Genomic DNA, 26409 nt, shown 5'->3' on the forward strand with positions numbered 1-26409 from the left:
TCAGACCATTGGCGCTTACCGAAGAGTGCTCACGGAGTCGTAATCACCTCACGGTAAGTACGTTGCGGTAACTGCGGGGTCCGGGTGTAGAGGTGGATTCAGACCGCGCTCCCTGGAACTTCCACGCATCGCTCCAGGAACGCCGGCGCGTGCTGTGGAGGGGCGCACCTGAGGAGGGAAAGTGACTGTCCGTGATCGACGGAGGCGTCGGGTCAGGCACCGACCATGCCGACCCCGCAATCCGCTGCCCGCTGTAGCTGTTCTCGCCGCACTGGTCGCTATCGCGGCTGCGGGCGGCTGCACGGGTGCCGAGCCCGCCGAAGACGGCCGAACTCCGCTGCCATCTGTTCCCGCGCCGACCCAGGACGCCCGCGGCAGAGCCGAGGAAGCGGCGCTGGACGCCTACCGAGGCATGTGGCAGGCCTACGCGAAGGCCGGCCTGACGGCCAACCCGGACGAGCCTTCCCTGGCTGTGCACACCACCGGCGAAGCGTTGACGAACCTGAAGAACGGCCTGGCGAAGCTTCGCCGGGACGGCGAGGTCGTCAAGGGCGAGTACCAGTCGGATCCGCAGGTCACGGAAGCCTCGCCTGCTGCCACGCCGTCGAGCATCTCGGTGCTGGACTGCCTGAACACGGCGCGATTCCTCACCTACAAGACGGCGACTGGAGCATTGGCCGATGACGTGCCGGGCGGGAACCGTGCCGTGAGGGCGACCGTGACCCGCGACGACGGCGGCTGGAAGGTGTCCAGCTTCGGTGTACAGGCGGTCGGCTCATGCTGAGGCGTGCTCTGCGCGCTGGGATCGTGCTCTTGATTGTTGGCGTCGGCGTCGGCGCCTTCTCCCCGGCTTGGGCCGACGACGGGCTGGGAAACGTGGACTGCAGCCAGACCCCGAACGCGGCCGAGTGTGACATCAGCGTCGGCACCCCGGGCGGACCGGGCGGCTCGAATGGCGGCAACCAGGGCGGCGGCGGTTCCGATGACGGCTCGGATGGCGGCGGCGAGGACGGCTGCTACTGGGCGCCGGTCGACGTAGACCTCCCGCCGCCGCCCGGCAAGGGCCCTGAGGGCGGTTGGTATTCGCGGACCTGCGTGGCCAACGGGCTGGGGTCGCAGGACGTGCCGGTGTGGCTGGACCAGGCGCCGACGGTGGACCTGGCGGCGTTGGCGCAGTCAGCGCGTTCTCGGCTGCGCCTGCCTTCGCCGCAGATCCGCACGAATCCCGGCACGGCGCCGTTTGTGCTGGTGCAGGTGCCGGTGTGGTTGTGGGTGGACCCGGCGACATGGGGTGCCCGTTCGGCGACCGCGTCGGTGCCAGGGGTGTCGCTCACCGCCACCGCGACGCCAACGCAGGTGGTGTGGTCCTTCGGCGACGGCAGCGACGACCTGACGTGCACTGGTTCGGGCAAGCCGTGGGAGCCGGGAACCGACCCGCGGGCGTCCTCGCCGTGCGGGCACACCTACACCTCCTCGTCCGCTGCTGCGGCGGGGGCGGCGTTCCGGCTGCGGGCGACGGTGACGTGGTCGGTCACCTGGTCTGGCGCCGGTAGTGGGGGCACTCTCGCCCCGCTCACGACGACTTCGATGGTGTCCGTGCGGGTGGCGGAGTCCCAGGCGATCGTCGGAGGTGCCCGGTGAGCGTCACCACGGACCGTCCCCGCGCGGGGAGCAGCGCCGCTGCGGATCTGCCGCCGGTGCCCGCCGGTACGCGGCGGGCGGGGCGGCGCAGCGGCCGGCGGGTGGTCGCCGGCCTGCTGCTGGTCCTGGCGACGGTGGTGACGTTCTGGCAGGTGGACCTGCGCCGGCACGCCGACGAGCAGTTCCTCGCCGTCGCGCGGGACGTACCGGCGGGTCAGGTCATCACCGACGCCGATGTGCGGGTGGTGCGGGTGGCGAACCCGTCCGGCCTGGACCTGGTCCCGGCCGAGCGGCGCGGCGGGATCGTCGGCCGTTCGGCGGCGGTGCCGCTGGCGGCAGGGAGCCTGCTGGTGTCGGCGCAGGTCGGGCCGGCAGCCTGGCCCGCGGCGGGGCAGGCGGTGATCGCGGTGCCGGTCAAGCCGGGCCGGGCCCCGACGAGCCTGACCGCCGGGTCGCGGGTGGTGGTGCTGGTCGCCCCGCCGACCGGAGGCGGGCAGCAGGCGCCGCAGCAGAACAACGGTATACGCCGGGCGGTGGCCACGGTCGTGTCCGTGGCGGCGGGCGCCGACCAGGTGGGCACGCAATTGGTGACGGTACTGCTCGCCGCGGATGCGGCGGAAGCGGTCGCGGCAGCCCCGGGGGACGTGTCGCTGGTGCAACTCGGCCCGTCCCAATGAGACGTGAGGAGGCGCGGGAGATGTTGGTGGTGGTGGCGTCGGTGTCCGGCGCGCCGGGCGCGTCGACGGCCGCGTTGGGGATGGCGGCGTTGTGGCCGGAGCGCCCGGCGTTGCTGGTGGAGGTCGATCCCGGTGGCGGGGTGGTCGCGGCGCGGTTCGGGCTGGCGCAGGAGCCGGGCCTGGCGTCCCTGGCGGCGGCGGCCCGGCACGGCGGGCACGCCGGTGGGGCGGCGCCCTACGTGCAGCAGGTGCCGCTGGGTTTGCACGTCCTCGTCGGGCCGGGTGCGGCCGAGACCGCCGCGGGGGCGGTGTCGGTCCTCGCCGGCCAGGCCGAGGCGGTCGCGCGGTTGGCGCCGGTAGTGGTCGCCGACGCGGGTCGCCTCTACGCCAACAGCCCGGCGTGGGGCCTGCTGCGCTCCGCCGACGCGGTCGTGCTGGTCACCTCGGGGTCGACGGAGTATCTGGACCACCTGGACACCCGCCTGCCGGCGCTGCATGCCGCGGCGCGGCCGGGTGTTGTCGGGCTGGCGGTCTGCGGCAGGTCCGCCTTCACCCCGGCGGAAATCAGCGGTCGCCTCGGTGTTCCGGTGTGGGCGCAGCTGCCCGCCGACCGGTGGGGCGCGGGCGTCCTCGCCGGGCGGATGACGGGGCGGGCGTGGACACGTACCCGCCTCGCCCAAGCTTTGCGCGCCCTCGCCGCGTCCGTCGCGGCCGGCGGGCAGCCCGCCGGTGCGGCGCTGGAGGTCGTGCGGTGACCGCCCCGACCCTGAACGGCGGCACGACGGTGGCGCCGCCGGAGGTGGTGGCGCGGCTGCGGGCCCGGGTCAGCGACCGCCTTTCCGCGCACGGCGCGCAGCTTCCCGACGCCGAGCGGCACGCGGTGATCGCGGGATACATCGCCGAGGAACTCGTCGTCCACGCCCGCGAGGACATCTCCGCCGGCCGTGTCCCGCTCACTCCGCAGGCCGAGGCGGCCTTGGCGCGGGCGTTGCGGGACAGCTTCACCGGCCTGGGCGGCTTGCAGAGGTTGATTGACGACCCGCGGGTGGAGGACATCTTCGCCAACGGCTGCGACAACGTGTGGATCCGCACCACCGACGGGCGGGTGCAGCGAATGCCGCCGGTCGCCGCCTCCGACGACGACCTGGTCGACCTGGTGCGGGTCGCGGCGGCGCGCAGCGGGCAGGAGGAGCGCCGCTTCGACCGCGGTTCCCCTGGCCTGTCGCTGCGGCTGCCCGGCGGGCAACGCCTGTTCGCCGTGATGGCGGTAGCGAAACGCCCCTCGCTGTCGATCCGCCGCAACACCCTGCACCGGGTGACCCTGGACGACCTGCTGCACCGCGGGGAGATCACGGTGGGGTTGCGGGAACTCATCCGGGCGCTGGTGCGGGCGCGCAAGAACATCGTGATCTGCGGAGGCGTCGGCGTCGGCAAGACCACCATGCTGCGCGCCGCCGCCGGCGCGATCAGCCCTCACGAGCGGATCGTCACCGTCGAGGACGCCTACGAACTCGGCCTCGACGAGGACACCGAGGCGCACCCGAACACCACCGCCCTTCAGCAGCGGGAACCGAACCTCGAAGGCGTCGGCGGCATCGACATGTCCACGATGGTGCGCTGGGGCCTGCGGATGCGCCCGGACCGGGTCATCGTCGGCGAGACCCGAGGCGCGGAGGCCGTACCCATGCTCCTGGCCATGTCACAGGGCAACGACGGCAGCATGTGCACCCTGCACGCCTCCTCCAGTAAGCAGGCGCTGACCCGGCTGGCCATGTACGTCATGCAGGCGCCGGAGAAGCTGACCTTCGACGCGGCGAACGTGCTCATCGGTCAGGCCGTCGACTTCGTCGTCCACCTGGACGTCGCCACCGACAGCACCCGCGTGGTGTCCTCCATCCGCCAGGTCCTGGAGGCCGACGGCACCCAGGTCCCCTCCAACGAGATCTTCCGCCCCGGCCCCGACCGGCGCGCCATCCCCGCCGCGCCGATCCGCGCCGACACCCTCGACGAGCTCACCGCCGCCGGCCTCAACCCGAACCTCCTCGTCCGGGACCGGTGGTGAGCATGGACCTGCTGCCGATCCTGCTCGGCCTGGGCTGCGCCGCCGGCCTGATCCTCGTCGCCGACGGGCTACGCCGCCGCCCACCCGGCACCCCGACCACCCGGACACGGCAACGCTGGACGTCGGCCGACCGCACCCGGCTCCTCGCGGCCATCGTCGCCGGATTCGCCGCCGCGGCGGCGACCCGTTGGCCGGTCGCGGCGCTGCTGACCGCCGCCGCGGTGTGGGCGCTGCCCCGCGTCCTCGGCCCAGACAGGGAACACACCCGCGCGATCGCCCGGATCGAGGCGATCGCCACCTGGGCCGAGCTGCTGCGCGACACCCTGTCCTCGGCCGCCGGCCTGGAGCAGGCCATCACCGCCACTGCCCCTGTCACCCCCCAGCCCATCCGCCCCCAGGTGCAGGCCCTCGCCGGGGCGGTGCGCGGCGGAGCACGGCTGCCCGACGCGCTGCGCGCGTTCGCCGCCGACCTCGCCGACCCCACCGCCGACCTCGTCGTGCGCGCCCTGACTCAGGCCGCCGGCTACCACGGCGGGCAACTGTCCCAGTGCCTGACCAGCCTCGCCGCCACCGCCCGCGAGCTCGCCGGCATCCGCATGCGGGTGGCCACCAAACGGGCCGCGACCCGAACCGCCGCCCGGGTCATCACCGGCACGTCGGTCGCGATGGTCGCCGGGCTGATCCTGCTCAACCGCGGGTTCCTCGCCCCCTACCGCAGCGTCACCGGACAGCTCGTGCTCCTCGTCGTCGGAGCGGTGTTCGCCGGCGGATTCTGGTGGCTGGCCCGCGCCTCCCGCGTCCCGCAACCACCACGGGTGCTCTCGGCCGACCAGCCCGGGCAGGTGGCGTGATGGCCGCCTTCGTGGTGGCGTGCGGCGTCGTCGCCGGCCTCGGCCTGGTCCTGGCCGGCACCGGCCTGCATCCCGCCCGCCCCAGCCTCGCCCAGGCCCTCGACGCCCTGCGCCGCACCCCGGCTGCCCCGGAAGAACCAGTGGGGGCCAGGATCCGGCTGCTCGCCGCGCCCCTGCGCGCCCTCGGCCTGCCCCGGCAGCGGATGCGCGCCGACCTCGCCGTACTCGGACGGCCGACCGCCACCCACCTGGCCGACCAGGCCCTCGCGGTCCTCGCCGGCCTGCTGCTGCCCCCGGTCGCGATGGCCGTCCTCGCCTCCGGCGGGGTCAGCTTCGCCGCCGGCATGCCGCTGTGGGCGTCGCTTGCTGGCGCGGCCGGCGGCTGGTGGCTGGCCGAGACCACCGTGCACGCCGAGGCGCAGCGGCGCCGCGACGAGCTGCGCTACGCCCTGTCCGCCGTGCTCGACCTCGTCGTCATCTCCCTCGCCGGCGGCGCCGGACTCGAACAAGCCCTCGACGACGCCTGCGCCGACACCCATGGCTGGGCCGCCGGACGCCTGAACCGTGCCGTGGCCACCGCCCGGCTGCTGCGCATCCCGCCCTGGCAGGCCCTCGGCCAACTCGGCGAGGACACCGGCGTCGTCGAACTGCAGGAACTCGCCGCGACGATGAGCCTCGCCGGCACCGAAGGTGCCCGCATCCGCGACTCCCTCACCATCCGCGCCGCCACCCTGCGCGCCCACCAGGCCGCCGCCCTGGAGGCCAGAGCCAACTCCGCCACCGAACGCATGTCCATGCCGGTCATGCTCCTCGCCGCCGCCTACATGCTGTTCCTCCTCTACCCGGCTGTCACCGCCGTGGACAGCTTCTGACCCCGACACACCAGAAGGAGAAACGCCATGCACCCCAGCAAGCTGATGGCCCTGCTGACCCTGGCACACCTCACCCTCACCGACCGGGCCCGCCGGCTGCGCGACTCCGGCGACCGGGGCAGCGAGACCACCGAGAAGGTCATGTGGATCGCCCTGCTCGTCACCCTCGTCCTGGCCGTCTACGCCATCTTCCAGGGCAAGATCATCACCAAGATCACCGGAATCAATCTCTAGCCATGCACCGCACGCGACGAGGCAGGCGACGCCGGCTCGGTGGTGACCGCGGATCAGTCACCACCGAGGTGGTCCTCTACGCGCCTCTGCTGTTCCTGCTCGTCCTCGTCGGCGTGCAGTTCGCCCTGTGGGCCCTGGCCCAACTCGGCGTCCAGCACGCCGCGAACCACGCCCTGCAAACCACCAGGGTGTCCGGCGGTACCGCCGCCGCCGGCCGCGCCGACGCCACCGAGGTGCTCCGCCAAGTCGCCGGGCAGGTCGTCGTCGAGCCGCGCGTGTCGGTCACCCGCACCGCCGACACCGCCACGGTGGCCGTGGCAGGGCGGGTTCCCGCCGTCGTGCCGTTCCTGCGCCTGCAGGTCAGCACCCAGGCCAGCGCCCCGGTCGAGCGTTTTCGCCCCTCGACCCTGTCGCTGGCCTCCTCGCCGCCTGGAGTGGAAGGAGACTCGACGTGACCCGCGAGCAGCGACGCAGCCGACATCCACGCCGCCGGGCGCCGCGGCTGCGGGGAGACCGGGGTTCGGTCAGCGTCGAGATGGCGCTGAGCTACGTACCCCTGATGGTCCTGGCCGCCCTCGCGGTGGTGGCGTGCCTGCGCCTAGCCTCGGCCGCCATCGACGTCAACTCCGCCGCTGCCGCCGCGGCCCGCCAGGCGTCCCTCGCCCGCACCCCCGGCGAGGCCCGCGCCGCAGGCGCCGATGGCGCCTCCGCCACCCTGGCCGGGCGGGACTTCACCTGCCAGCCGTCCACCGTCACCGTCGACCCCGGCGCGTTCGTCCCCGGCGGGCAGGTCAGCGCCACCGTGGCGTGCACCGTCCGCCTCGAAGACCTCTACGGCCTCGGCCTGCCCGGCACGATCACCATCCGCGGCACCTCAAACCAGCCCCTCGACACCTACCGCGGGACAACGGCGCCATGAACCGGCTGCGTACCCGCCTGCGGCAGGCCCGCCACGACGACCGCGGCCAGATCACCCCGTGGACGATCTTCGGCGTCGTCCTCGTCCTCGTTCTCGCCGGCCTGGTCCTCGACCTGGGCCTGGGCATGTCGGACAAGGTGCGGCTGCTCGACGTCGCGCAGGGCGCCGCCCGGGCCGGCGCCCGCGAGATCGACCTCGCCACCTATAGGGCCACCGGCACTGTCCAGCTCCAGCCGGCCCAGGCCGCCGCAGCCGCGCGGAGCTTCGCCCAACAGGCCGGTGTCGACGGGCAGGTCACCGCGTCCGCCACCCCCACCGCCGTCACCGTCACCATCAGCGGCACCCGACAGACGCAGCTGCTGCACCTCGTCGGGATCAGCGCCCTGCCGGTGTCCGCGACCGCGACCGCCAGCCCTCTGACCGGCGTTACCGCACCGAATTGACCAGGACCGCCACGCCACGACCGGGAGCCCCAGTGTTCGCATTCCTCGCCGCCACCGCCCGCCGGCTGGCCGGACTCGGGATCCTGGTGCTGCTCACCGCCGGCGTGCCGTATGCGCTCATCCGATACGTCGGCTGGCCGCTACCCCGCGAGGTCCCCACCTGGCAGGACGTCGGCACCGCCCTCACCTCACCGCTGACCGACGCCATGCTCGGCAACGCCGTCGTGTGCCTGCTCTGGGCGGTGTGGGCGGCGTTCATCTGGTCGCTGATCGCCGAGGTCGCCGAAACCGCCACGGGCATCCGCCTGCCGCAACCCCGAGCCATCGCGCCGGCCCGCGGGCTCGCCGCCATCCTGGTGGCCGCCATCAGCGGCGGCGTCCTCGCCACCGCCGCCCAGGCCGCACCGGCCCTCACCCAGCCAGCACAAGCGACAACCGCCCACACCAGCGCCACCGCGACGGCCCCGGCAACCACCGTGCCCAGCAGCACCGTGCGGCTGGTGAGCACGGATGGGCACCACACGCAGCCCTGGCAGACAGCCGCGTCGACGTCCGCCCTGGCGGACATGGGGGAACCGGTGCCGACCCGGCTGGTAGCGGGCCACGTGACGCTCGTGTCATCCGGGCAGACCTACACCTGCGAGGTGCGGCGCGGGGACACCCTGTCGAAGATCGCCCAGCAGTGGCTCGGCGACGCCAACCGGTGGCCGGAGATCTTTGCCCTCAACCGGGGCACCCACTTCCGCGACATCGGCGGCACCCTCACCAACCCGAACCTGATCTACCCCGGCTGGACCCTGGAACTGCCCGACGACGCCACACCACCCGCCGGCACACCCCGGACCCCACCACCCGCCGACCCCCCGGCGACAGGCCCCGAACAGCCGACACACGGCACCGCAACGCCCGCGCCGACACCACCGAGCCAAACCAATCCGCAGCCACCCGACGCGTCATCCGTGAGCCCGTCGCCAGGCTCCACCACCCGGGCACCGCACGACGGTGACGACGGCGTAGTCCACGTCCCCTCGCCGTCGGTCTTCACCGCGCCCGCTGACCCGCCGTCGGCCTCCGGAGCCTCGACGACGCCCCGCCCCTCGGTGGACGGGCAGCAGACACCCGGGCCGCGAACGGAGGCGTCACCCGGTGTCTCACTCGGCACCGGCAGCTGGCTCGACGCCGGGCTCGTCGCCGCGATCCTCGCGGCCGTCGCCCTCGTCTGGGCCCACCGCCGCCGCCGCTACATCCGCCGGCCCGTGTCGGCCGACCTGCGACTGGACGACCCCGACGTGGCGCCCATGCCGCCCGTGGTGAACCAGATCCGCCGCCGCCTGCGCCACGCCACCACGACCTCCACCGACCCGGCCAGCCACGAAGGTCCGGACGACGACCTCGGCCTGTTCACCGACCCGGACGACACCGAAGCGAACGACAAGACCGACGACGGCACCTCCGCACCGGACAGCCCTGCTGCCTCCGATCAGGACGCCGACCTGCTCGACGACGACCGTCCAGGGATCGCCGGGCGGTACGACGAGAACGACGCCCTCGACGATGCTGGTCTCGACGACGAGGACGATCCTGAGAAGCCGGCGCCTGCCGCGGACCCGAGCCTGGGCGATGACGCTGCGCTTCGCCCGGTGGTGCCGTCGCTGGCGCACCCGATCGCCGCGGTCTGGCCGCCCGCCGGCCTGGGGCTCACCGGTCCCGGCGCGGAGGCCGCCGCCCGCGGGTTCATGGCCGCCGCCCTGGCCGCCGGAGGCCTCGACGCACCAGAAGACCGCACCTGGCTGGTCATGCCATCAGCGACCGCGGCGACGCTGCTCGGCGCCGGTGCCGTCGCACTGCCCCGCACCCCGCGGCTGACCGTCACCGGTGGCCTGGACGAGGCACTCGACCTGCTCGAGGCGCAGACCCTGCACCGCAGCCGCATCGCCTACGCCCACGAGGTCGACACCGTTGCCGAGGCCCGCGCGGCGGACCCGACCGGGGAGCCGATGCCGCCGGTCCTGCTGCTGGCCGACGCCGACACCCGCCACCAGCGCACCCGCATCGCCGCGCTCCTCGCCCAAGGCCAGCGCCTGGACATCCACGGCGTGCTGCTGGGCGCCTGGCCCGACGGCGACACCATGGTGGTTGCCACGGACGGCGTCACCAGCCGCGCCGACGGCGAGGGCTCCCGCCACGGCGGTCACCCGGCCGACATCGGCCGGCTGGCCGTCCTCACCCCGTCCGAGACCAGCGACCTGCTCGTTACCCTCGCCGAGTCCCACACCGGCCAGCCGCAGGCTCCCGCCCCGGCCGAACCCGTCACCACCGCCCAGGCCACGACCGCCGCACCCGATGCGCAACCTTCTCCCGACACCGAGCCGGCGCCACCCGACGTCCCCTTCTGCGAGGGTGAACACCTGCCGGCATCCGGCCCGGAGCCCGTGCCCGCCGCCCCGGCAACAACACCAGACAGCGCCGACAGTCAGACCACCCCGGGCACCCAGGCAGCGGCGACAACTCCGCCCACCGGCGCCCATGCCCGCGGCACGGAGACTCCCCGCGACGGTGCGCCCCCGCCCGCCGTGGAGGAACCGGACACCGACGGCGCGGCCGAGAACAGCCAGGAGACCAGCCACGGGAGGGTACAGGTCACCGTCCTGGGCACCGCCGCGATCGTCGACGTGCCGCCCGGGCCGACGCTGCGCAAGAAATCCCTCGAAGTGCTCGTCTACCTGGCCGTGCACGACGGCGACGCCTCCGCCGAGGCGATCCTCGACGACCTGCTCCCCGACGCCCCCGCCAACAAGGCACCCGGCCGGCTCTACACCTACGTGTCCGACCTGCGCACCATCATGCGCCGCACCGCAGGACGTGGCACCTACCTCACCCACCCCCACCAGCGGTACGTCCTCAACCGCTACGCCGTCGACGTGGACCTGTGGCGCATGCGCGCCGCGATCCGCGACGCCAACCAGGCCACCGACCCGGCCGAGCGCCTCGCCGCTCTGCGCCGCGCGGTCGACACCTACCGAGGGCACCTGGCCGACGGCGCCGACTACGAATGGATCGAGCCCTACCGCGAAGCCGTCCGGCAGCAGGCACTCGACGCCTACCTCGCCCTCGCCGACGCCCTCGCCGACAGCCCCGCCGAGCAGCTCACCGTCCTCGACGCCGCGATCGGCCACAACCCGTACGCCGAAGAGCTGTACCAGCAAGCGATGCGGGCCCGCGCCGCGCTCGGGCACCTCGACGCGATCCGCAGCCTGCGCCGCGCCCTGATCCGCGCCCTCGGCGAGATCGACGCCGAACCCAGCGACGACACCATTGCCCTGGCCGACGAGTTGGTCGCCCAGGTGCAGCGCCCCGCTCGACGACCCGACCTGCGGCCTGCACCCCGGCCCGGTGACGGAGCCGCCGCATGACTGCCACGCCGCTACCCCGGCACACCTCCGCACGTACCCCGGAGGTGGCAGAGGCCGACCTCCGGCATCTGACCCGTCTGCGGTGGGCCGTGCGGGCGGTGCTCGCACTCGGCGTCGCCGCGTCCATCGCGGCGAACGTCCTACACGCCCGGCCGAACCTCATCAGCCAGGTCATCGCCGCGTGGCCACCCCTGGCGCTGCTGCTGACCGTCGAACTCATCTCCCGCGTACCCGCGAACCGCCGCGGCCTGGCCGCCGCGCGGCTGATCGCCGCCGCCGTCATCGCCGGCATCGCCGCCTGGGTGAGTTACTGGCACATGGTCGGCGTTGCCGCCCGATACGGCGAAACTGGCGCCGCCGCCTCCTACCTCCTGCCCATCTCCGTCGACGGGCTGGTCGTCGTAGCCAGCATTAGCCTGGTCGAGATCGCGGGGCGGATCCGCACCCCCTCCGTCACTCCGGTTGACCGCCTGCAGTCCGCCACCACGCCAACGGAGACGCCGTCCCCGACGGCCGAATCCCTGAGCCTGAGGGCACCGGCCCTCGTATCAGGGCCGCCCCGTGCAGCGCAGACGTTCCGAGGCTTCGACGTATCGCCGACGGAAAGGCCGGAGGCTGCGATCCGCGGCGACGAGGGCGAGCATTCGAATGCGGACGCCACCGCGCACGCGCCGACCGATGCGCGCGACACCGAGGAAGTTGCACCTGAGCCGCCGCAGGACGATACACGCGACCACGAGGACGCTCACCTCGTCCAGACCGGTAACGACGCCTCACCGTCCCCGCACACGCCGCCGATGCGGGGCGCGGACCCCTCTCACCACGCCACGGACCGATCTGGAATCAGCAGGTCCGGCACCACTGGCTCTCCAGGCACGCCGGTCGAGAATTCCGACGAGCAGGACAGGGCCAACCCTCCGGGCGCTGCCCAAGAGATTGAGTTGGACCCTGTCGAAGGCCAGGGTCATAACCCCCACCCGGACGACGGCACAAGCAGCGCAAAGGTGCCGCCCGACACCGCCGGGGCCGTGGCCTACTGGTACCGCCAGGACCCGTCCCTGCACCCAGCCGAGATCGCCACCAGAATCGGTCGGTCCGAGCGCACCGTCCGCCGGTACTGGCCACCCGTGCCGCAAACCGCGAACGGACACGACACCAGCCGTGTCGCCGAGCAAATTGGCGCCTCGTGACCACCCTCGTGCCTCGGGGCGGCGCCACGGCAACCTGTGGGCCCGCCAGCGCAAGCACCGACAGGGTGCGGCTCGAGGTGCGGAGCGGTGCTGCCAGATCCTTAGGATTCTTTCCGGTTTCACTCCTCGCCGTCGGTCAGACGAAGCGCGTCCTTGATCTTGTCGTTGCGCAGGGGCAGGTATTCGCCCTCGACGAAACGGCCGCCTTCGAAGATCTTCATGAGCGCGGCCGTGGTCTCGTCGCTGAGCAGGGAGGAGTTCGCCTCCAGCATCCGGTTGAGGGTGTCCGTGAGGTCTAGGGCGGAGAGTCTCTCCAGCGCGCTCTTCAGTTCCGGCGGAGCGTCGGCGTCTTCGACGCGAGCACGGGATAGGGTCCGGATCTGATCGGCGATGAACGCCGCGGCGATCATGATCATCGCGAGTCGCCGTTGCGCTTCTTCGCTGCTCATATCGGTCCGGAGGTCGTCCAGCGAGGCCTCTACCTGTTGCGAGAAGTTCGTCGCGGCGGTGCCGTCCAAGGCGGGTTGACTCTCGCCCTCGCTCATCTCGGAGTTCCCACTCGACTTCGACTTCAGATCGTTGAACCAGCCCTTGACGTATGGCGCCGACTTGACTGCTGCGATGATCCCGCCGGTGGCGACTGCGATGATTCCGCCAGTGGCGACAGCCCCGATGATCACGCCTTTCAGCTTGCTTTGTGCAAGCAGCTTCGCTATTTCGGCATCCGCCGATAGCAAGTCGACGCGGCCGAGGCTGCGAGCAGCATTGAATGTATTCGAGCTTAAAGCGCCGAGGTTCCTTGCTGACGCTGCAAGTTCGTGACCGGCATCGACGATGATCGTGTAGTATTCGGACATTTCTCACATTCGCTTACGGCGCTGTTGCGATTTGGTTTTTCAGCTCGGCGACCCCTCGCAGCCACGCGCCGAACTGTGCTGGCGGCGATTAGCGGTTCGGCGGCTCGATGCCCGCTTGCTGAAGGCGCCAGCGTGCGGCTGCTCGGTGCTGCTCGCTGAATAACGGATCCCACCTTGGGTTAAGGATCTCCCATTCGATAGTTAGCTCGGGGCGACCAGCTTGAACAAGCCGACCGAAGCCTGTCTGGATGTCCCCGCTAACGACCAAGCGTCGCGCAGCTTCCGCTGCACCCAGGGTGGAAATCATCCCTTTCCATGCCGTTGGCCGGTAGGGCGGAGAGAGGCGGAGGCATGTCTCGATCGCGATCTCGCATACCGCCCGAAATTCGGACTCAAGAGTCGCAAACGCCTGGAGATCGTCGTCGTGGTGATTAAGCACGATAGGCCTCCGCAGATGCTAGGTCTCGCCGCGCTCTGCGGTCGAACCGCAGTATCGCTGTGAACGGAGAGTAGAGCAAGAGGCCCCGAGCAGCGACGAACAGACTTGCTGCCGCTCGAGCGTGCGGGCGTTCAGTGCCCCCATCGCTACGGGTAGCCGGTTCTTGCCGCGTCGGCGAGGATCCGGGCGGCTGTGGGTGACAACGGCAGTGAGCTGGCCGAGACTACGCGGACTATCCGAACGCACGGCACGGCGGACGACGAAAGACCCCGCCTTTTCACTCCATGCCTGCCCAACCACCGGGAAGGGCCGGGCACTCGCTAATGCTCAGTGACTGGCTACCGGTGTTGACCCCAGTGACGGCGTTGACATCGATGGCGACACAGCCCGAGCCGACATAGGCGAGCGCATCCGGTCGTGGCCGGAATCCGAGCGCCGATAGGGGGCGCCCGGATCCCGGCGGGCCGCAGTTGGCGTGCTCTGTTACAGCTGGGCGATGAGCGGCTGTGCCTGCGGGGCGAAGTCGTACCCGTTGTCCCAGGGGAACCGGCCCTCCTGGTCAGGCCACACCAGCTGCTGGAGGCGGATCTGGTCGCGGCCGTAGCGGTTGATCGCCATCGCGGGTAGCAGTTCGTCGGTGGGTGGTCCGTCGATGATGATGGCGTCGTAGCCGGCGATGAGGTCGGTGATGCGCTGGCCCTGGGTGAACCGTTCGGCCTTGTCGTAGACCCGGCGGGCTAGGTCGTTGAGGAGGCTGTGCGCGACCTCGGGTGGCAGTCCGGCGGTGATCAGTTCGGGGTAGGCGTGGGCGGTGAGTCCGACGGTGTAGGCGAATGGGGCGGTGGTGTCGGGGCCGTCGTCAGTGGGCAGGACGTGGGTGACGGCCCAGCCGGTGGTGTCGATGATCTGATTCTGGCGTCGGAGAAAGTCGTCGATGTCACGCATGGTGGGTGTCTCCTGGGCATTCGGGGGTGCGGGCGGGGTTCGGGTCGGGTGGCTCGACGTCGACGAAGCCCCAGATTCGTTCCATGACCTGGAGTTGCCAGGTGCGGTAGCGGTCGGCGAAGCCACGGCAGAGCGCGGGCGGGACCGGACTGCCGGCGTAGGGCAGCGTCGAGTGGCAGATGATGTAGCCGGCGTCGCCGCGCGCTTCGGACACCATCTGCTTGAGCCGGCCGGGATCGAGGTGCATCGGGTTGCCGGGCTTGAAGATGCAGGTGTCGCACTCGCGGGCGAGCCGTCGGGTCTTGCTTAGTTCCGGGTCGCCGACGCTAAGTCGGGGTGACCGGTCGGCGTCCGGTTCGAACATGCTGTCCATAGTCAGCTCCATCTCGTTGCGGCGCGGGGCCCGCATGCGTGGATGCAGGCCCCGCGAATCCGGGTGAACGGAGTTCCTCGGTGCCGGTATGACCTGGTCAGAGCTGACCCAGCCAGGTCAGCACTGTGTCGACGTCGGCACGGCGCAGCCCGTGGTACGGGTCGACCGGGTGGAGCAGGGTGGGTGCGCCGCCGACGGTGCGCTGGTCGGCGGTGGTGGGGTCCTTGCCGCCGAACTCGTCGTCGAGGACGGCGAGTGGCCGCCGCGTGGCCCAGGCGTACAGCGGGCTGAGTTTGTTCTGGTGGCCGAAGCGGACCCCGCCAGCGTGGACGGGGACGTGGGGCCAGGCGGTCGGTAGGCCGAGCCGTGGCGCGATCCATGCGGCGGCCAGCTGGTTCCAGCTGGTGCACCACACCGGTTGGGCGCGCTCGGCCAGTTCCCGCAGCCACGGCCCGTGGTCGGGGTTCAGCCAGACGGTGCCGGTGACGCGCCGACCGTCCGGGCCGGGCCCGTCGTAGCGGTGTGGCCGGTAGCCGAGTGTTTCGGCGTGGGCTGGGTTGGCGGGGTTGAGGACGCCGTCGACGTCGATGGCCACGATCGGTGAGGAGCTGGGGTGTGCCAGCGGTGGGGTGGTGGTCACGGGTGGGCCTGCTCGATGGTGATCGGGTGTAGGGGCACGGTGAGCCGGTCGGCGGTGCGGCCGGGTCCGTCGGCGGGTTGCCACGTGTCGGCGGCGGCGCGGTTGGGGAACGGGCCGATGGCGGCGAGCCAGCCTTCGGTGCGGTCGAGCAGCACGAGGACGGCGGTGCGGGCGTCGTCGAGGGCCGGGCGCAGGACGTGGGCGAGGTCGGGTGGTAGGTCGACCCAACTGGTGGCGGGTAGATCCGTGACGGCGGGGTCGTGCAGCGGTACGGGCCTGGTCACGGCGAGGGTGGTGCTGTCCAGCGCGAGCGTGGCGGCGTGGGAGTGGGCTGCTTCGGCGCCGCTGGTGGGGCCGTGGGCGCCGAGTTCGCCGTTGGTGTGGACCGCGAGCAGCGCGTGCGGGTCGCGGATCTCCAGGGAGTCGAGGACGGCGAGGGTGACTGTGTCTCCGGTGCGCATGTCGCGCAGGGTGAGCAGGACCGGCCGTCCGTCCGGGTCCCGGTTCCAGGTGATGGCGTCGAAGTGTTCGCTGGTGACGTCGCTGAGGCGCCGCCAGGCGCGGTTGTCGGTGTCGAAGGGATGTTCGTCGTCTGTGCCGTAACGCATGAGGAACTCCTTGGTGGGCAGCGTCGTACCGCGTCCGGACCCGGGGTCGGTCAGGACGCGATGCATGCACGCTTCGATGGCGCGGGATGGTCAAGTCGCGGGGGCAGCAGCGAGGCCGCCCGACGTCGGCCCTCCGCGAGATGCGGGTGGGGCTGCCTGTGGCAGCCCCGCATTCCAGGCCGGGTTTGTCATGGATCGCGGCGCGCGGCGCTGCGCTGGCCGCAGCCGGCGCAGCGGCGCGGCGCCGAGTGGAAGCCGGATCTGACCTGCTCGGTCGGGATTCAGGCCTGGGTGAGTGCGATGACGGCGGCGTCGGCGATCGCCGCGATGGCCTCGGTCGGGTCGGTGACGGTCAGGGTGGTGGCGTGGGTGAAGGTGTGTCCCCAGATCTGGTCGGGGTCGGTCAGTTCGCCGTCGGTGGGCGGGTCGGCGGGGTGGAGCCACAGCACGGCGCAGCCGGCGCGGTGCAGGGTGGTGACGAGTTGTTGGCCGGCGGGGATGTCGTCGAGGTAGCCGTCGGAGACGACGGCGAGCATCCGCAGTGTGCGGCCGTGGCGCAGGTCGAGGAGTTGGTCGGCGACCTTGACCGCTTCCGGGAAGGTGGCGGTGGCGAGGCCGGTGCGCATGGTCAGCACCTGCGTGGGGCGGGTGCGTGGGGGTACCAGGACGGTGGTGCGGTCGCCGAACCCGATGGTGGTGGTCGTCGCGTCAGCGCGGCGGGCCGCGTTGGCGAAGATCCACGCGGCGGAGGACATCGCCTCGGTGTAGCGGTCCATCGACCCGGACAGGTCGACCAGGACAGCCAGGTGCAGACGGGGTTTCTCCGGTCGCAGCTGGGCACGTTGCTGCCACGGGGCGGCGGTCGGCATTTGCCCGGCGGCGATTTGCGCTTCGGCGGTGACGGCCTGCCGGGTGCGCAGCCGACCGGGTGGTATCGCCGAGGGGCGCCGGCCGGGTTCGGGGTGTTGGGTGCGGGCCTGCCGCAGCCGGTGGGCGAGGTCGCGGGCCGCGCGGTGTTCCTGCTCGGTCGGGTCCCGGCGGTCCCACTCCGACGGTGGGCTGTGCCGGTGGGCCAGCAGCGCCGCGGCGTACTCGGCCGGGGTGACGCCGGCGGCGACGGCGAGGTAGTCGACGAGGGCCGCGGCGAGGCGGCCGGCGAATTGCCCGGCGTCCGGTACGGGGGTGTCGTACTGCTGGTCGGCGTCGATGCCGAGGACTTGGCACCACCGGCGGGCCAGGCAGATCATGGTGTCGGCGTCGGTGTCGTCGCAGGTGTGGGCCTCGCGCCAGATGTCCCGCAGTTGCCGCAGGCGTTTGCGTCCGAGGACGCCGCTGACGGCGGCCCGGACGGGGCGGACGTCTTTGCTGGTGACGATGCGGGCGTCGACGCGGGCCAAGAGCAGGGCGGCGAGTTGCCCGGCGTGCCACGCGTCGTCAACGGCCGCGTCCTCGGGGTCGAGGAGGGTCGTCACGACGTGGCGCAGCCAACGGCGGTCGCCTCGACGGCGGGCGCGTTGGCGTCCTTCGGCCCGGGATTCCTCCAGCATGTCGGCGACAGCCGCGAGGATCGGCCGGGTGCCGGGCGGGGTGGTCCAGCGGCTGTGCGCGGCGTGCGCGGCGCCGTGCACGAGCAGCCCGTATCCGGTGGGCACGCGCCGCTTGTGGCGGGCCTTCGTCGGGTCGGTGACGTCGGGGCTGTCGGCGATGTAGGTGGCGTCGACCTCGATCCGGTTCAGGGCGGGGTAGAAGCACTCGGGTGCGTCCCCGGCGGCGCCGGGAGCGACGAGGACAGTGAGGTCGGTACGGCCGGTCAGCAGCGGCACGTGCTGGGTCCACGCCGCGGACCAGGCATGCCAGTCGCTGGCGCCGACCGGCGTCGGCGGTGCGCCCTGCTGGAGGTGGGTGCTGGGGTGTGACACGGATGGGCTCCTTCCAGAAACCTGAGGTGGGCGGCGGTTAGCGCTTGCCGAGGGCGAGCGCGGTGATGGGCGTGCCGGTGTGACGGGACAGGGCGGCGGTGACGTCGTCGCGGGCATCCTCGGGGGCGATACCGGCCAGGTTCGCCAGGGCGGCGGGCATACCCAGGTGGTCGCGGACCTTCACGAAGCCGAGCAGTTCGCGCAGCTGCGGCGCCCACACGGTTGTGCCGGCGGCGAGGTCGGCATTGAGGTCGATCGCTGCGGCCACGACCGGTTTGGGGACGCCGAGTTGGCGGGCGAGGTCCCAGTCGGTGGTGACGTGCAGGTGGACGGTGAACCGGGAGGCCAGGGCCTCGGTGAGCACCGCGCCGTGCACGCCCGGGTTGTGGCCGGCGACGATGTAGAACCCGTCGACGGCCTGCACGGTCTCGTTGCCGTTTGCGGGGATGGTGATCACTCCGCGGCCGTCCATGGCCGGGTACAGCACTGCCAGGACGCGGGGCGGGATGAGGGTGGCGTCGTCGACCAGCAGCACCCGCCCCTCCCGCATCGCGGTCACGAGGGGGCCGTGGACGAACTCGTAGCCGCCGCCGGGGACCGGGTTGTACGAGCCGAGGAAGTCGTCGACGACGGTGTCGCCGGTACCGGCGACGGTCAGCAGGTCGGGAAACGCCGCCTCGACCATGGCCGTCTTGCCGGTCCCGGGTGGCCCGTACAGCAGCACGGGCACCTGCTGGGTGCGCAGTCGCCGTAGTTCCTCGACGTCCCAGCCCCGGCCGAGCCGCCGCGGGTGGTACAGCGTCCCGTTCGGTCGCGGTACCGGCGCAGGCCGTCCCTGCCTGCCACCACCGCTGCTGCTGGAGCGGGTGCGGGGCGCGGCGGGTGGGAGGGTGCCGGCGGCGTCGATGCCAGCCGGGGTGATCTGGAAGCGGTGGTGCGGGTCGCGGTGGTGGGTGGCGTGCCCGGCGGTGGCCATCTTCTTCAACGCCTCGAACACCGCCCCGGACGACGGGGCGCCGATCGCCCGGGTGATCTCGCCAACCTTGAGAATCTGGTCGGGGTGATCGGCCAGGTGCAGGGCCACCTTCCGGTACAGGTAGCCGGACCGGCCAGAGGCGGCCTCAGCGGTGGGCGTGTCGGTCGCGGCCGGGTTGTTCTGCGGCGCGCCGGCCTGGGGAGCCGGTGGGGTTGGTGTGGTCATGGCGATGCCTCGATTCCAAGGTCGAGCCCGCGCACCCGTCTCCGGGTGCGCGGGCGGTGGATACCGCACAGCGGAGACGGGTGGGGCCAACCCCGTGCCGGCCTGGTCGGGCCGGGCGGGTGGGCGACCACACCCCGGTGGTGCTGAAGGGTTACGGCGACACGTGGGTCGCCGCCGGTGCGTGCTGGTCGGTGTCGACGCCGCGCGGGCGGTGTCTGCGCCGACGATGGAACGCCCCACCGCCCAATCGATCAAGTCGAATTGGTGCGGGGCGCGGGATCGCTGACGTGCCGGCTGTCTACTCGGGCACGTCGAGGGCCGGGAGCTGGGCCGGTGGCCAGGTTCTGGTCAGTCGGCGCAGCCCCGTTCGCAGCCCTGCGGGTCGCACTGCTGACCGTCAGCCATCCGGGCCAGGGCCAGCCCGTCGTCGCCGTCGAGGAACGGCCAGCCGAACCCGTCGGCGAACGCCCGAACCTTGGGCGCCCCGTACATCGGGTAGCCGGCGTGGTCCATCCCGGCCACGATGTCGTCGCGGCCGAGGAGCCAGGCGAGTTCGCTGAGCTTGTCCACCGACCGGCTCGCCGAGTTGCCCCGGTGGTCGAGGATCTTCCCGATGGCGAAATCGAGGTAGTCCCGGGCGTAGGTCTCGTGGTCGACCCGCTGGGTCCACTCAACCGGGTGGCGGGGGGTGATGACCTGGCGGGCGTGGTCGAGGTCGAGTGCCTCCACGAGCACGTCCTCCCGGAAGCCGAGGATGTCCTGTCGGTTGGCCCGCAGAGCCCAGACCCGGGTGACGATCTCCTCTTGAGTACGGATGGTCACGTGGTTTTCCTTCCTGTTGGTCCTACCTGTCGTGGTGGTGTGTCAGGTGCCGCTGCCGGAGACGGCTCGGTTCCGGGTGACGCGGCGCGACCTGGCCGGGGGTCGCCGGGCCTATGCCTGGTCGGGGTCGGGCAGGTCGCCGACCATCCGGTCGCAGGCGTACGGGTCGACGGCCTCCCAGCACCAGCTGCGGCCCATCACCACGTACCGGCCGTCACCGTCCGGGGCGACGCGTTCGATGGCTTCCGGATCGTCTGATAGGGCGCGCTGGTCGACCACGAGGACGTCTTCGTCGAAGGACAGGTCGGCCAGATCCGCGTCGACCCGGCGAGCCAGGTCGTCCTCCGGTACGCCCTGCTCGCGCAGGCTGCGGCGGTGCTGGTCGCGGAGCCGGTGCTGGTCGGCGACGATCGCCTCCGCCACCGGGCGGGTGCAGGAGAACACCGCCCACCCGTTCCAATGGTCGATGAGGACGCCGACGAACCCGATCTCGAAGCGGTCATCGCCGTCCGGGCCGACGGTCATCGCCCACTCGCCGGAGAACACGCCGACGTCGCCGAGATGTACCCGGTCGGGGTGCAGGTGGGACACGTCGCGGCCGGTGGGGCTGGCCGCGAGGTGACACAGGTCGGCGACACGCTCTTCGGCTGCGGTGGCGAAGGCGTCGCGGTAGACGGTCATCGCCTCGTCGCGCTGCTGGATGCGCAGCCCGAACCAGCCGGAGACATCGCCGGTGGCGTCGGCGAACAGCTCCCACCCGGCGGCATCGACCGAGTCTCCAGCCGAGGAGAAGTGGGGCAACGTGTCGAGGACGGCGGGATCACCGTCGTGGATGCCGGCCAGGATCCGGCGGGCGGCCAGGCGGGTGTCGCCGCTGACTCGGGCGCCGATGGTGTCCTGCGCCCACCATGCGGCGGCGGTGTGGCCGGCCTCGGTGCCGGCGGCCCGCATGCGCCGCAGCGCGGCGGCCCATTCGGTGGCCTCGCCGACCGGATCGCCGGTGGGCGGCGGGGTGGTGGCTGGTGCGATGCGGTCGCCGTCGTCGAGGCTCATCGACAGCGTGGAGCCGCTGTCCCAGGCGACCTCGACGATGTTCTGCCGCTGGTCGTGGTGGCGGACGGTGCCGGTGTCGCCGGCACGCAGCCGGGTATGTGGGTCGCTGGTGTGGACCAGCGCGACGCGCTGGCCAGGCTGGTAGCTCATGGTGGTCTCCGATCGGTGAGTGGACGGGCCATCGCTGCCGCTGGTGGGCGGCGACGGGGTGGGGTCGGGTGTGTTCATCGGGCGCTGCCCGTCGCGTCACCCGTCGTGGGGTTGTGCGGCGGCCAGGGCTTGCGGGTGACGTGGTCGCCGAACATCGGGTCGGTGGCGACCGAGGAGCCGCAGCGGGTGCAGCTGGTGGCGGTGTCGTAGCCGTAGCCGGCCATGGACGGCACCTCGACGTGGTCGATCTCGTCAACCGCGCCGCAGACGGGGCACACCGTCATCTCCGGGCCGCCGCCGTCGTCGTCGGCGGGTTCGGTGATGAACAGTTCGTCGGCGGGGTCGAGGTGGTGGGCGCTGTGCCGCAGCCAGCGGCCGTGGACCGTCGCCTCGTACACCACCAGCCGCCGCTGGTCGAGGTGCAGCAGGTACAGCCACTCGAGGGCCCCACCGACGTCCTCGCGCAGCGCCCCGCGCCGGATGGTGTCGTTGTCGGCGGGGTGGCCCAGGCCCGGTACGGGCGGCTGCTGGTCCCAGCGGCGGGGCTTGGGGTTGACGGCGAGGGACCACCAGTCGTGGGCCAGCAGCGCGGCGGCCATGGCGTCGGTGTCACGGCCGAATGTGTCGGTCCAGATCCGGCGCAGCAGCGGCACCAGAACCTGCGGATCCTCGCCGAACTGGATCAAGCGGGCGGTGTACCTGCCGCGGAACGCGGCGACACCGACGAGCGTGGGTGTGCTCACGGGCTTTTCCTCCTCAGGGTTGTGTGGATGGGGGTTGCGGTGGTCGTCCCGGGGTGGGCCGACCTCCGAGCTGGGGGTGGATCACGCAGCCGCCGCCGGCGTTCGCGATGGCGACTACTGGTTGAGGGGCGCGCCGACGGAGGCCATGAAGGCGACCGGGTCGACGGCCGTGCCGGAGGTGTGGTCACCGAGGTGCACCTCGAAGTGCAGGTGAGGTCCGGACGAGTGGCCGGAGCTGCCGGAGACGCCGATGACGTCACCCGCCGCGACCTGTTGGCCCTCGGTGACGGAGGGGTGGGCGAGCATGTGGCAGTAGCGGGTGATCACCCCACCGGGGTGGGTGATGTCGACGTACCAGCCGCAGCCGCGGGTGAGAGCGGGGTCGCCGTCGCGGTCGCAGTCCCAGCCCGCGCCGGTGCGCACGTCGACGGCGTTGCAGCGCACGACGGTGACGGTGCCGGCAGACGCGGCGTGGATCGGGGCGCCCTTGCCCACGATCAGGTCGACGCCGTCGTGCCCGGGACGGCCAGGGGTGCGGAAACCGGAGCCGACGTCTGCGTGCACCGGTTGGGTCCAGCCCTGCGCGCTGACGGTCACGCCGCAGGCGGCCAGGCCGGCGGTGACCCCGGTCAGGGCGGCGACGATGCGGGTGGCGTCGGGTTCCCACCTGGCGTAGGCGTCCGGGTAGGCCGACCGCTGCACCGCCTGGGCGGCCTCGGTTAGGGGCATCGCCTGCCAGCCGTCGACGGCCTGCAACTTCTGGTAGAACTTCGTCGCCGCGTACTGCGGGTCCCGTAGCTGCTCGGGGGTGCCCCAGCCCTGGGAGGGCCGCTGTTGGAACAGGCCGACCGAGTCGCGGTCCCCACCCGGGGTGTTGATCAGCGAGGATTCCTGCATCGCGGTGGCCACGGCGATGACCCAGCCGCGGGGCGGGACGCCGAGACGCATGCCGACGGCGGTGATGGTGGCGGCGTTGCCGACCTGCTCGGTGCTCCAGTCACCGATCGGACCGATCCCGCCCGGGGCGGGGCTGCGCGTCGCCGACGGTGCGGTGGGCGTGACGCTGGCGATCGCGGCACACGCGGCGGCGCCGGTGCCGCCGCTGAAGATCAGGGTGGTGGCCAGTCCGGAGCACAGCAGCAGGACGCCGACGACCGCGACGGTGATCCCGGACAGCACGCGGGTGGTCATGACTGGTCACTCCTTCAAAGCGGCGGCCGGGTGGTGGGCGGGGACGGCGAAGGCCGCGCGGGCCCGTGGAGGGGGCGTCGCGCGGCCTTCGGCGGGGTGCAGGGAATCAGCGGGCGAGAACGGCGACTTTCTCGCCGTGCAGCAGGGGTGCCCCGTCGGGGCCTTTGATGTGGGCGTTGATCCAGATGCGGTAGGGGTGGCCGTCGCGGTCGATGAGGCGTCGCCAGTGGCCGCGGACAACGAACCGCACCCGGTAGTGCCACTTGGGCTCGCCGTCGGTGGGTTCGGCGAGAGGGCTGGTGCGGCGCAGCATGACCACGCGGGTGTCGTGGCGGATGCTGGCGCGCACTGCGCGGCGGCGGGCGGCGCGGTCCAACGGGGCGGCGGCGACGGTGGCCAGAGGTTGGGCCTGAATTCGCCAGAAGGCGTAGGCGATAGCGGCGCAGGCCCACATCGGGGTGGTGGTCTCGTCGATGCAGAACCGACCGTCGGGTGCCGGTTCCCAGTCATGGTCGTCTCCGTCGAGGACGGGCAGGTCTGGGCGGGGGTCGACGGGTTGGCCGATGGGGATCTCGGTGAAGTCGGTCAGCACGTAGGGGCCGAACTGGCGGGCGAGGTCGGGCCGGTCGGTGAGCTGCTGCCGGCGGCGCACGGCCGCCGGGTCGTGCGCGTCGTGGTGGTCGGCCCAGCCGGCGATAGCCCAGAACGACCGGCCGCTGCCGGTGTTGGTGGTGCGGGCCCAGGTGATCGCACCGATGGAGGACACCTCGCCGCGGAGGTTGCGGTGGTAGATCGGTTCGGGGAAGAACAGCACCCCGCCGTCGTCGGGGGCGATGTCGGCGGGGAGCACCTCGCCGGTCAGGTCGAGGGCCGCCGCAGCGGCGGCGATGATCGCGGTCATCGCGGGGGCGATGACGTACGGCTCGCCGAGTCGCCACGGGTTGGCGGTGATGGCGCGGACCGCGTCGAGGACCTTCGCCATGCCCGCTGGGCTGGGACTGGGGTGGTTGGCGAGGCGGCTGTCGAAGAACGCCTGCAGGTACTGCGCCGCGAGCGGGCTGCGGTGGTAGTCGACCATGCGGGTGCGCAGGTCGACGGCGGTGCGGGCGTAGCCGGCGAGTGTGTCGTTCGGTAGGAAGTTCACGGTGCACCTCCAGGTGCGTGCTCAGGCGGCCAGCGCCGCCGCGGGTGGACGCCGGTAGACGCGGGATTCAGGCGGCACCGCGTCCGGTACGGGCGCGGACCGCGTCAGGGGTGCCGGCGGGCGGGCGGGGGTGAACCAGCCGGTGAAGCGGCGCGGCGGGGCGGGCACGGGGCGCGTCCCCGTACGACCCCGACCGGCGCGGCGACGGCGGCGGGGCGCCGGGGCGAGGGTGGTGGTGGCGCGGCGGGCGTGTTGTTCGGCGCGGCGGGCGGTGCGCAGCGCCCAGCAGGGGCCCTGCTGCCCGCGGCACTGCAGGTTCGTGCAGGCGCCGTCGGGTCCGAGTTGGTGGGCGGCGGCGACGTCGACCGCGAGGGCCCACAGGAGCCGGTCAGTGACGTCGTCCGGTACGGCGGTGCGCTCGCTGGGGCGCCGGCTGCGGCCCTTGGGATGTGCGGGGTGTGCCATGGCGGGTGGCCCTTCGGTCGGCGGATCGCGTGGTGTGCGCGGTCGCCGCCCGACTCGCGTCGGGGCCCTCGGGAATGCTGGTGTCCGGACGACGGACGACGACCAGCGGTGATCGACGCTCATCTCTCAATGAAGGTCAAGTCGTACGGGGCGAGCAGGACCTTGCCCGCCCCATACGACGGCGAGGGTCCGTGGTTCAGGTGGTCTGTTCGGGGTCGAGGCGTACGCGGGTGGGGTCGACGGTGGTGAGCAGGTGGCGGGAGACGCCGCGCCAGTAGCGGCCGTTGTTGCCGCCGAGCGGGACGAGGGAGACACGGCCGTTGCCGGTGTCGCGCAGCACCACGTACAGCTCGCCGGGAGGCTGCTTCCAGCCCGCTCCGGCGACGGTGACGAGGGTGCCCGGATGCAGCGGCGCCTCGTGGATCATGGTCCACTCGCCGCTGTGGGTGCCGCCGCCGGTGCTGCTGCTGTCGGTTGTGGTGGTGCTGTCCGCCGTGGGGGCGGGCCGCAGGTAGGTGGGGTTGACCTTCGCCGGTCGGCCGCCGTTGACGGGTTCGACGATGACGTTGACCGGCAGCAGCCGGGTGACGCGGTAGGTGACGCCCCGGGTGCTGGCGCGGGCCACGGTCGGGTCGATGGTCACCCGGTCGCCGACGGTGTACGTGTGGGGGCTGCTCATGGCGGACGCGCTCCTTAACGGGGTCTCGGCGACCGACGCCGAGGAGAGGGAAAGCAGGGCTGGGCAGATAAGAGCGGGCACGGTGAGGACCTCGCGCACGTCGACGGGCGCGAGGTCCTCTTGGTGTGACCGTGAGCGGTCAGCGGCGGCGCAGGTCCCGCAGGCGGGTACCCGGCGGCGGTGGGGTGTGGCCGGTGGTGGCGGTGGCGCCGTGGACCCCGGCCCCGGTTTGTTTGGCCTGGTACATGGCGATGTCGGCCTGGTGCAGCAGGGTGCGCGGGCTGACGCCGAGGGCGGCGCTGGTGTGCCCGACGCTGGCGCGCAAGGCCACCGCGTGCGTGCCGAGGTCGACGGGGTGGCGGCCGACCGCCCGCCAGGCGGCGCGGGCGGTGGCCGCCACGTCGTCGGGGCCGCCGGTGACCAGCAGGGCGAACTCGTCGCCCGACAGCCGCGCGGCGAGCCGCACCGGTCCTCGCAGGGCGGCCAGCCGCCGGCCCACCTCCGTGAGGACGTCGTTGCCGGCCTCGTGGCCGAGGGTGTCGTTGACGGCTTTGAAGCCGTCGAGGTCGAGCAGGACGAGCCCGAACGGGCCATCTGTGTGGGTGGCGCGGGTGAGGGCGGCGAGCAGGGCCCGCCGGTTGGGCAGGCCGGTGGTGTCGTCGTGGTCGGCGGCGTAGCGGGCGCGGGTCAGCGCCTGCTGCTGGCGCCAGAGCAGCGCCGCGGCGAGGGCGAGACCGGCGAGGATTCCACCGGCTGCGGTGACGATCGAGGTCAGGATGGGAGACACTTCGGGAGCTCCTTGTCTGTGAAGGAGCACCGGGGGCGGGCGTGGTTCCGGGAAGTTCGACGCCCGCCTCCGGGCTACCGGCTGGCGGGGT

General features: G+C 72.4%; 28 protein-coding genes. 13 read left to right on the top strand and 15 right to left on the bottom strand.

The genetic code is table 11. From position 1 onward, the window contains the following. Nucleotides 1–412: 412 nt before the first annotated feature. The 13 genes from MRQ36_RS16025 to MRQ36_RS16085 all read left to right on the top strand — a co-directional run bounded on the left by MRQ36_RS16025 (nt 413) and on the right by MRQ36_RS16085 (nt 12302). Nucleotides 413–784 (top strand): hypothetical protein, encoded by a 372-nt coding sequence (locus MRQ36_RS16025; RefSeq protein WP_242796401.1) that lies wholly within the window; start codon nt 413–415, stop codon nt 782–784. Beyond that, nucleotides 778–1641 carry a hypothetical protein gene (locus MRQ36_RS16030; protein WP_242796403.1) on the top strand — a complete coding sequence of 288 codons (864 nt, stop codon included), beginning with the start codon at nt 778–780 and terminating at the stop codon, nt 1639–1641. Before MRQ36_RS16025 ends, MRQ36_RS16030 begins: the two co-directional genes overlap by 7 nt. Before the next feature lie 101 nt (nt 1642–1742). After that, nucleotides 1743–2318: an SAF domain-containing protein gene (locus MRQ36_RS16035; protein ID WP_308194970.1), complete on the top strand. Its 576-nt coding sequence runs from the start codon at nt 1743–1745 to the stop codon at nt 2316–2318. 20 nt (nt 2319–2338) lie between these two features. After that, nucleotides 2339–3073 (top strand): hypothetical protein, encoded by a 735-nt coding sequence (locus MRQ36_RS16040; protein ID WP_242801150.1) that lies wholly within the window; start codon nt 2339–2341, stop codon nt 3071–3073. After that, a complete protein-coding gene (locus tag MRQ36_RS16045; protein ID WP_242796411.1) occupies nt 3070–4380 on the top strand; it encodes a CpaF family protein in 1311 nt (436 codons plus the stop codon). The genes MRQ36_RS16040 and MRQ36_RS16045 overlap by 4 nt, the downstream gene beginning before the upstream one ends. Before the next feature lie 2 nt (nt 4381–4382). Continuing rightward, on the top strand, nt 4383–5231 hold the full coding sequence (locus tag MRQ36_RS16050; RefSeq protein ID WP_013289172.1) for a type II secretion system F family protein: 849 nt from the start codon (nt 4383–4385) through the stop codon (nt 5229–5231). Beyond that, nucleotides 5231–6103 carry a type II secretion system F family protein gene (locus MRQ36_RS16055; RefSeq protein WP_242796414.1) on the top strand — a complete coding sequence of 291 codons (873 nt, stop codon included), beginning with the start codon at nt 5231–5233 and terminating at the stop codon, nt 6101–6103. Before MRQ36_RS16050 ends, MRQ36_RS16055 begins: the two co-directional genes overlap by 1 nt. A gap of 27 nt (nt 6104–6130) precedes the next feature. Beyond that, complete coding sequence (locus tag MRQ36_RS16060) at nt 6131–6337, top strand: hypothetical protein (RefSeq protein WP_013289174.1); 207 nt, start codon at nt 6131–6133, stop codon at nt 6335–6337. Between the two features lie 2 nt (nt 6338–6339). Beyond that, nucleotides 6340–6792: a TadE/TadG family type IV pilus assembly protein gene (locus MRQ36_RS16065; protein ID WP_242796416.1), complete on the top strand. Its 453-nt coding sequence runs from the start codon at nt 6340–6342 to the stop codon at nt 6790–6792. A gap of 80 nt (nt 6793–6872) precedes the next feature. After that, nucleotides 6873–7256 carry a TadE family protein gene (locus tag MRQ36_RS16070; protein ID WP_374251137.1) on the top strand — a complete coding sequence of 128 codons (384 nt, stop codon included), beginning with the start codon at nt 6873–6875 and terminating at the stop codon, nt 7254–7256. After that, nucleotides 7253–7699 (top strand): pilus assembly protein TadG-related protein, encoded by a 447-nt coding sequence (locus MRQ36_RS16075; protein ID WP_242796420.1) that lies wholly within the window; start codon nt 7253–7255, stop codon nt 7697–7699. Before MRQ36_RS16070 ends, MRQ36_RS16075 begins: the two co-directional genes overlap by 4 nt. A gap of 32 nt (nt 7700–7731) precedes the next feature. Beyond that, nucleotides 7732–11112, top strand: coding sequence for a BTAD domain-containing putative transcriptional regulator (locus MRQ36_RS16080; protein WP_242796422.1), 3381 nt, complete (start codon nt 7732–7734; stop codon nt 11110–11112). After that, the gene (locus tag MRQ36_RS16085; protein WP_242796424.1) at nt 11109–12302 is read left to right on the top strand and encodes a DUF2637 domain-containing protein; all 1194 of its coding nucleotides are present in this window, start codon (nt 11109–11111) and stop codon (nt 12300–12302) included. Before MRQ36_RS16080 ends, MRQ36_RS16085 begins: the two co-directional genes overlap by 4 nt. Before the next feature lie 119 nt (nt 12303–12421). Here the strand turns inward: MRQ36_RS16085 and MRQ36_RS16090 are convergent, their stop codons facing one another. The 15 genes from MRQ36_RS16090 to MRQ36_RS16160 all read right to left on the bottom strand — a co-directional run bounded on the left by MRQ36_RS16090 (nt 12422) and on the right by MRQ36_RS16160 (nt 26318). After that, on the bottom strand, nt 12422–13159 hold the full coding sequence (locus MRQ36_RS16090) for a hypothetical protein (protein ID WP_242796426.1): 738 nt from the start codon (nt 13157–13159) through the stop codon (nt 12422–12424). A gap of 922 nt (nt 13160–14081) precedes the next feature. Further along, nucleotides 14082–14543: a DUF4262 domain-containing protein gene (locus MRQ36_RS16095; protein WP_242796428.1), complete on the bottom strand. Its 462-nt coding sequence runs from the start codon at nt 14541–14543 to the stop codon at nt 14082–14084. After that, nucleotides 14536–14916: a hypothetical protein gene (locus tag MRQ36_RS16100; RefSeq protein ID WP_242796430.1), complete on the bottom strand. Its 381-nt coding sequence runs from the start codon at nt 14914–14916 to the stop codon at nt 14536–14538. Before MRQ36_RS16100 ends, MRQ36_RS16095 begins: the two co-directional genes overlap by 8 nt. A gap of 97 nt (nt 14917–15013) precedes the next feature. Continuing rightward, nucleotides 15014–15556, bottom strand: a complete 543-nt coding sequence (locus MRQ36_RS16105; protein ID WP_242796432.1) for a hypothetical protein — start codon at nt 15554–15556, stop codon at nt 15014–15016. Next, nucleotides 15553–16164: a hypothetical protein gene (locus tag MRQ36_RS16110; protein ID WP_242796434.1), complete on the bottom strand. Its 612-nt coding sequence runs from the start codon at nt 16162–16164 to the stop codon at nt 15553–15555. The genes MRQ36_RS16105 and MRQ36_RS16110 overlap by 4 nt, the downstream gene beginning before the upstream one ends. 281 nt (nt 16165–16445) lie before the next feature. Then, nucleotides 16446–18083, bottom strand: a complete 1638-nt coding sequence (locus MRQ36_RS16115; protein WP_242796437.1) for a VWA domain-containing protein — start codon at nt 18081–18083, stop codon at nt 16446–16448. A gap of 37 nt (nt 18084–18120) precedes the next feature. Continuing rightward, nucleotides 18121–19284, bottom strand: a complete 1164-nt coding sequence (locus MRQ36_RS16120) for an AAA family ATPase (RefSeq protein WP_242796439.1) — start codon at nt 19282–19284, stop codon at nt 18121–18123. A gap of 348 nt (nt 19285–19632) precedes the next feature. Further along, nucleotides 19633–20106, bottom strand: a complete 474-nt coding sequence (locus tag MRQ36_RS16125) for a hypothetical protein (protein ID WP_242796441.1) — start codon at nt 20104–20106, stop codon at nt 19633–19635. Between the two features lie 111 nt (nt 20107–20217). Beyond that, nucleotides 20218–21309, bottom strand: coding sequence for a DUF4314 domain-containing protein (locus MRQ36_RS16130; protein ID WP_242796442.1), 1092 nt, complete (start codon nt 21307–21309; stop codon nt 20218–20220). 74 nt (nt 21310–21383) lie between these two features. Beyond that, a complete protein-coding gene (locus MRQ36_RS16135; RefSeq protein ID WP_242796444.1) occupies nt 21384–22052 on the bottom strand; it encodes a hypothetical protein in 669 nt (222 codons plus the stop codon). Nucleotides 22053–22166: 114 nt separating this feature from the next. Continuing rightward, complete coding sequence (locus MRQ36_RS16140) at nt 22167–23243, bottom strand: M23 family metallopeptidase (RefSeq protein ID WP_242796446.1); 1077 nt, start codon at nt 23241–23243, stop codon at nt 22167–22169. A 106-nt stretch (nt 23244–23349) separates the two neighbouring features. Next, entirely contained in the window at nt 23350–24387 is a 1038-nt protein-coding gene (locus MRQ36_RS16145) for a hypothetical protein (RefSeq protein WP_242796448.1), read from the bottom strand. A 21-nt stretch (nt 24388–24408) separates the two neighbouring features. Further along, nucleotides 24409–24852 (bottom strand): hypothetical protein, encoded by a 444-nt coding sequence (locus MRQ36_RS16150; protein WP_242796450.1) that lies wholly within the window; start codon nt 24850–24852, stop codon nt 24409–24411. 196 nt (nt 24853–25048) lie between these two features. Beyond that, nucleotides 25049–25531 carry a hypothetical protein gene (locus MRQ36_RS16155; protein ID WP_242796452.1) on the bottom strand — a complete coding sequence of 161 codons (483 nt, stop codon included), beginning with the start codon at nt 25529–25531 and terminating at the stop codon, nt 25049–25051. Nucleotides 25532–25670: 139 nt separating this feature from the next. Then, nucleotides 25671–26318: a GGDEF domain-containing protein gene (locus MRQ36_RS16160; RefSeq protein WP_242796454.1), complete on the bottom strand. Its 648-nt coding sequence runs from the start codon at nt 26316–26318 to the stop codon at nt 25671–25673. Nucleotides 26319–26409 lie beyond the last annotated feature (91 nt).

This window comes from Micromonospora sp. R77 (assembly GCF_022747945.1).
In the GTDB taxonomy this organism is placed as follows: Bacteria; Actinomycetota; Actinomycetes; order Mycobacteriales; family Micromonosporaceae; genus Micromonospora.

What these genes read in the sequence shown, in the direction of transcription:
- MRQ36_RS16025 (WP_242796401.1), top strand. Translation starts at nt 413, where the DNA reads ATGTGGCAGGCCTACGCGAAGGCCGGCCTGACGGCCAACCCGGACGAG.
- MRQ36_RS16030 (WP_242796403.1), top strand. Translation starts at nt 778, where the DNA reads ATGCTGAGGCGTGCTCTGCGCGCTGGGATCGTGCTCTTGATTGTTGGC.
- MRQ36_RS16040 (WP_242801150.1), top strand. Translation starts at nt 2,339, where the DNA reads ATGTTGGTGGTGGTGGCGTCGGTGTCCGGCGCGCCGGGCGCGTCGACG.
- MRQ36_RS16050 (WP_013289172.1), top strand. Translation starts at nt 4,383, where the DNA reads ATGGACCTGCTGCCGATCCTGCTCGGCCTGGGCTGCGCCGCCGGCCTG.
- MRQ36_RS16055 (WP_242796414.1), top strand. Translation starts at nt 5,231, where the DNA reads ATGGCCGCCTTCGTGGTGGCGTGCGGCGTCGTCGCCGGCCTCGGCCTG.
- MRQ36_RS16060 (WP_013289174.1), top strand. Translation starts at nt 6,131, where the DNA reads ATGCACCCCAGCAAGCTGATGGCCCTGCTGACCCTGGCACACCTCACC.
- MRQ36_RS16065 (WP_242796416.1), top strand. Translation starts at nt 6,340, where the DNA reads ATGCACCGCACGCGACGAGGCAGGCGACGCCGGCTCGGTGGTGACCGC.
- MRQ36_RS16070 (WP_374251137.1), top strand. Translation starts at nt 6,873, where the DNA reads ATGGCGCTGAGCTACGTACCCCTGATGGTCCTGGCCGCCCTCGCGGTG.
- MRQ36_RS16075 (WP_242796420.1), top strand. Translation starts at nt 7,253, where the DNA reads ATGAACCGGCTGCGTACCCGCCTGCGGCAGGCCCGCCACGACGACCGC.
- MRQ36_RS16085 (WP_242796424.1), top strand. Translation starts at nt 11,109, where the DNA reads ATGACTGCCACGCCGCTACCCCGGCACACCTCCGCACGTACCCCGGAG.
- MRQ36_RS16090 (WP_242796426.1), bottom strand. Translation starts at nt 13,159, where the DNA reads ATGTCCGAATACTACACGATCATCGTCGATGCCGGTCACGAACTTGCA.
- MRQ36_RS16095 (WP_242796428.1), bottom strand. Translation starts at nt 14,543, where the DNA reads ATGCGTGACATCGACGACTTTCTCCGACGCCAGAATCAGATCATCGAC.
- MRQ36_RS16100 (WP_242796430.1), bottom strand. Translation starts at nt 14,916, where the DNA reads ATGGACAGCATGTTCGAACCGGACGCCGACCGGTCACCCCGACTTAGC.
- MRQ36_RS16110 (WP_242796434.1), bottom strand. Translation starts at nt 16,164, where the DNA reads ATGCGTTACGGCACAGACGACGAACATCCCTTCGACACCGACAACCGC.
- MRQ36_RS16120 (WP_242796439.1), bottom strand. Translation starts at nt 19,284, where the DNA reads ATGACCACACCAACCCCACCGGCTCCCCAGGCCGGCGCGCCGCAGAAC.
- MRQ36_RS16130 (WP_242796442.1), bottom strand. Translation starts at nt 21,309, where the DNA reads ATGAGCTACCAGCCTGGCCAGCGCGTCGCGCTGGTCCACACCAGCGAC.
- MRQ36_RS16140 (WP_242796446.1), bottom strand. Translation starts at nt 23,243, where the DNA reads ATGACCACCCGCGTGCTGTCCGGGATCACCGTCGCGGTCGTCGGCGTC.
- MRQ36_RS16150 (WP_242796450.1), bottom strand. Translation starts at nt 24,852, where the DNA reads ATGGCACACCCCGCACATCCCAAGGGCCGCAGCCGGCGCCCCAGCGAG.
- MRQ36_RS16155 (WP_242796452.1), bottom strand. Translation starts at nt 25,531, where the DNA reads ATGAGCAGCCCCCACACGTACACCGTCGGCGACCGGGTGACCATCGAC.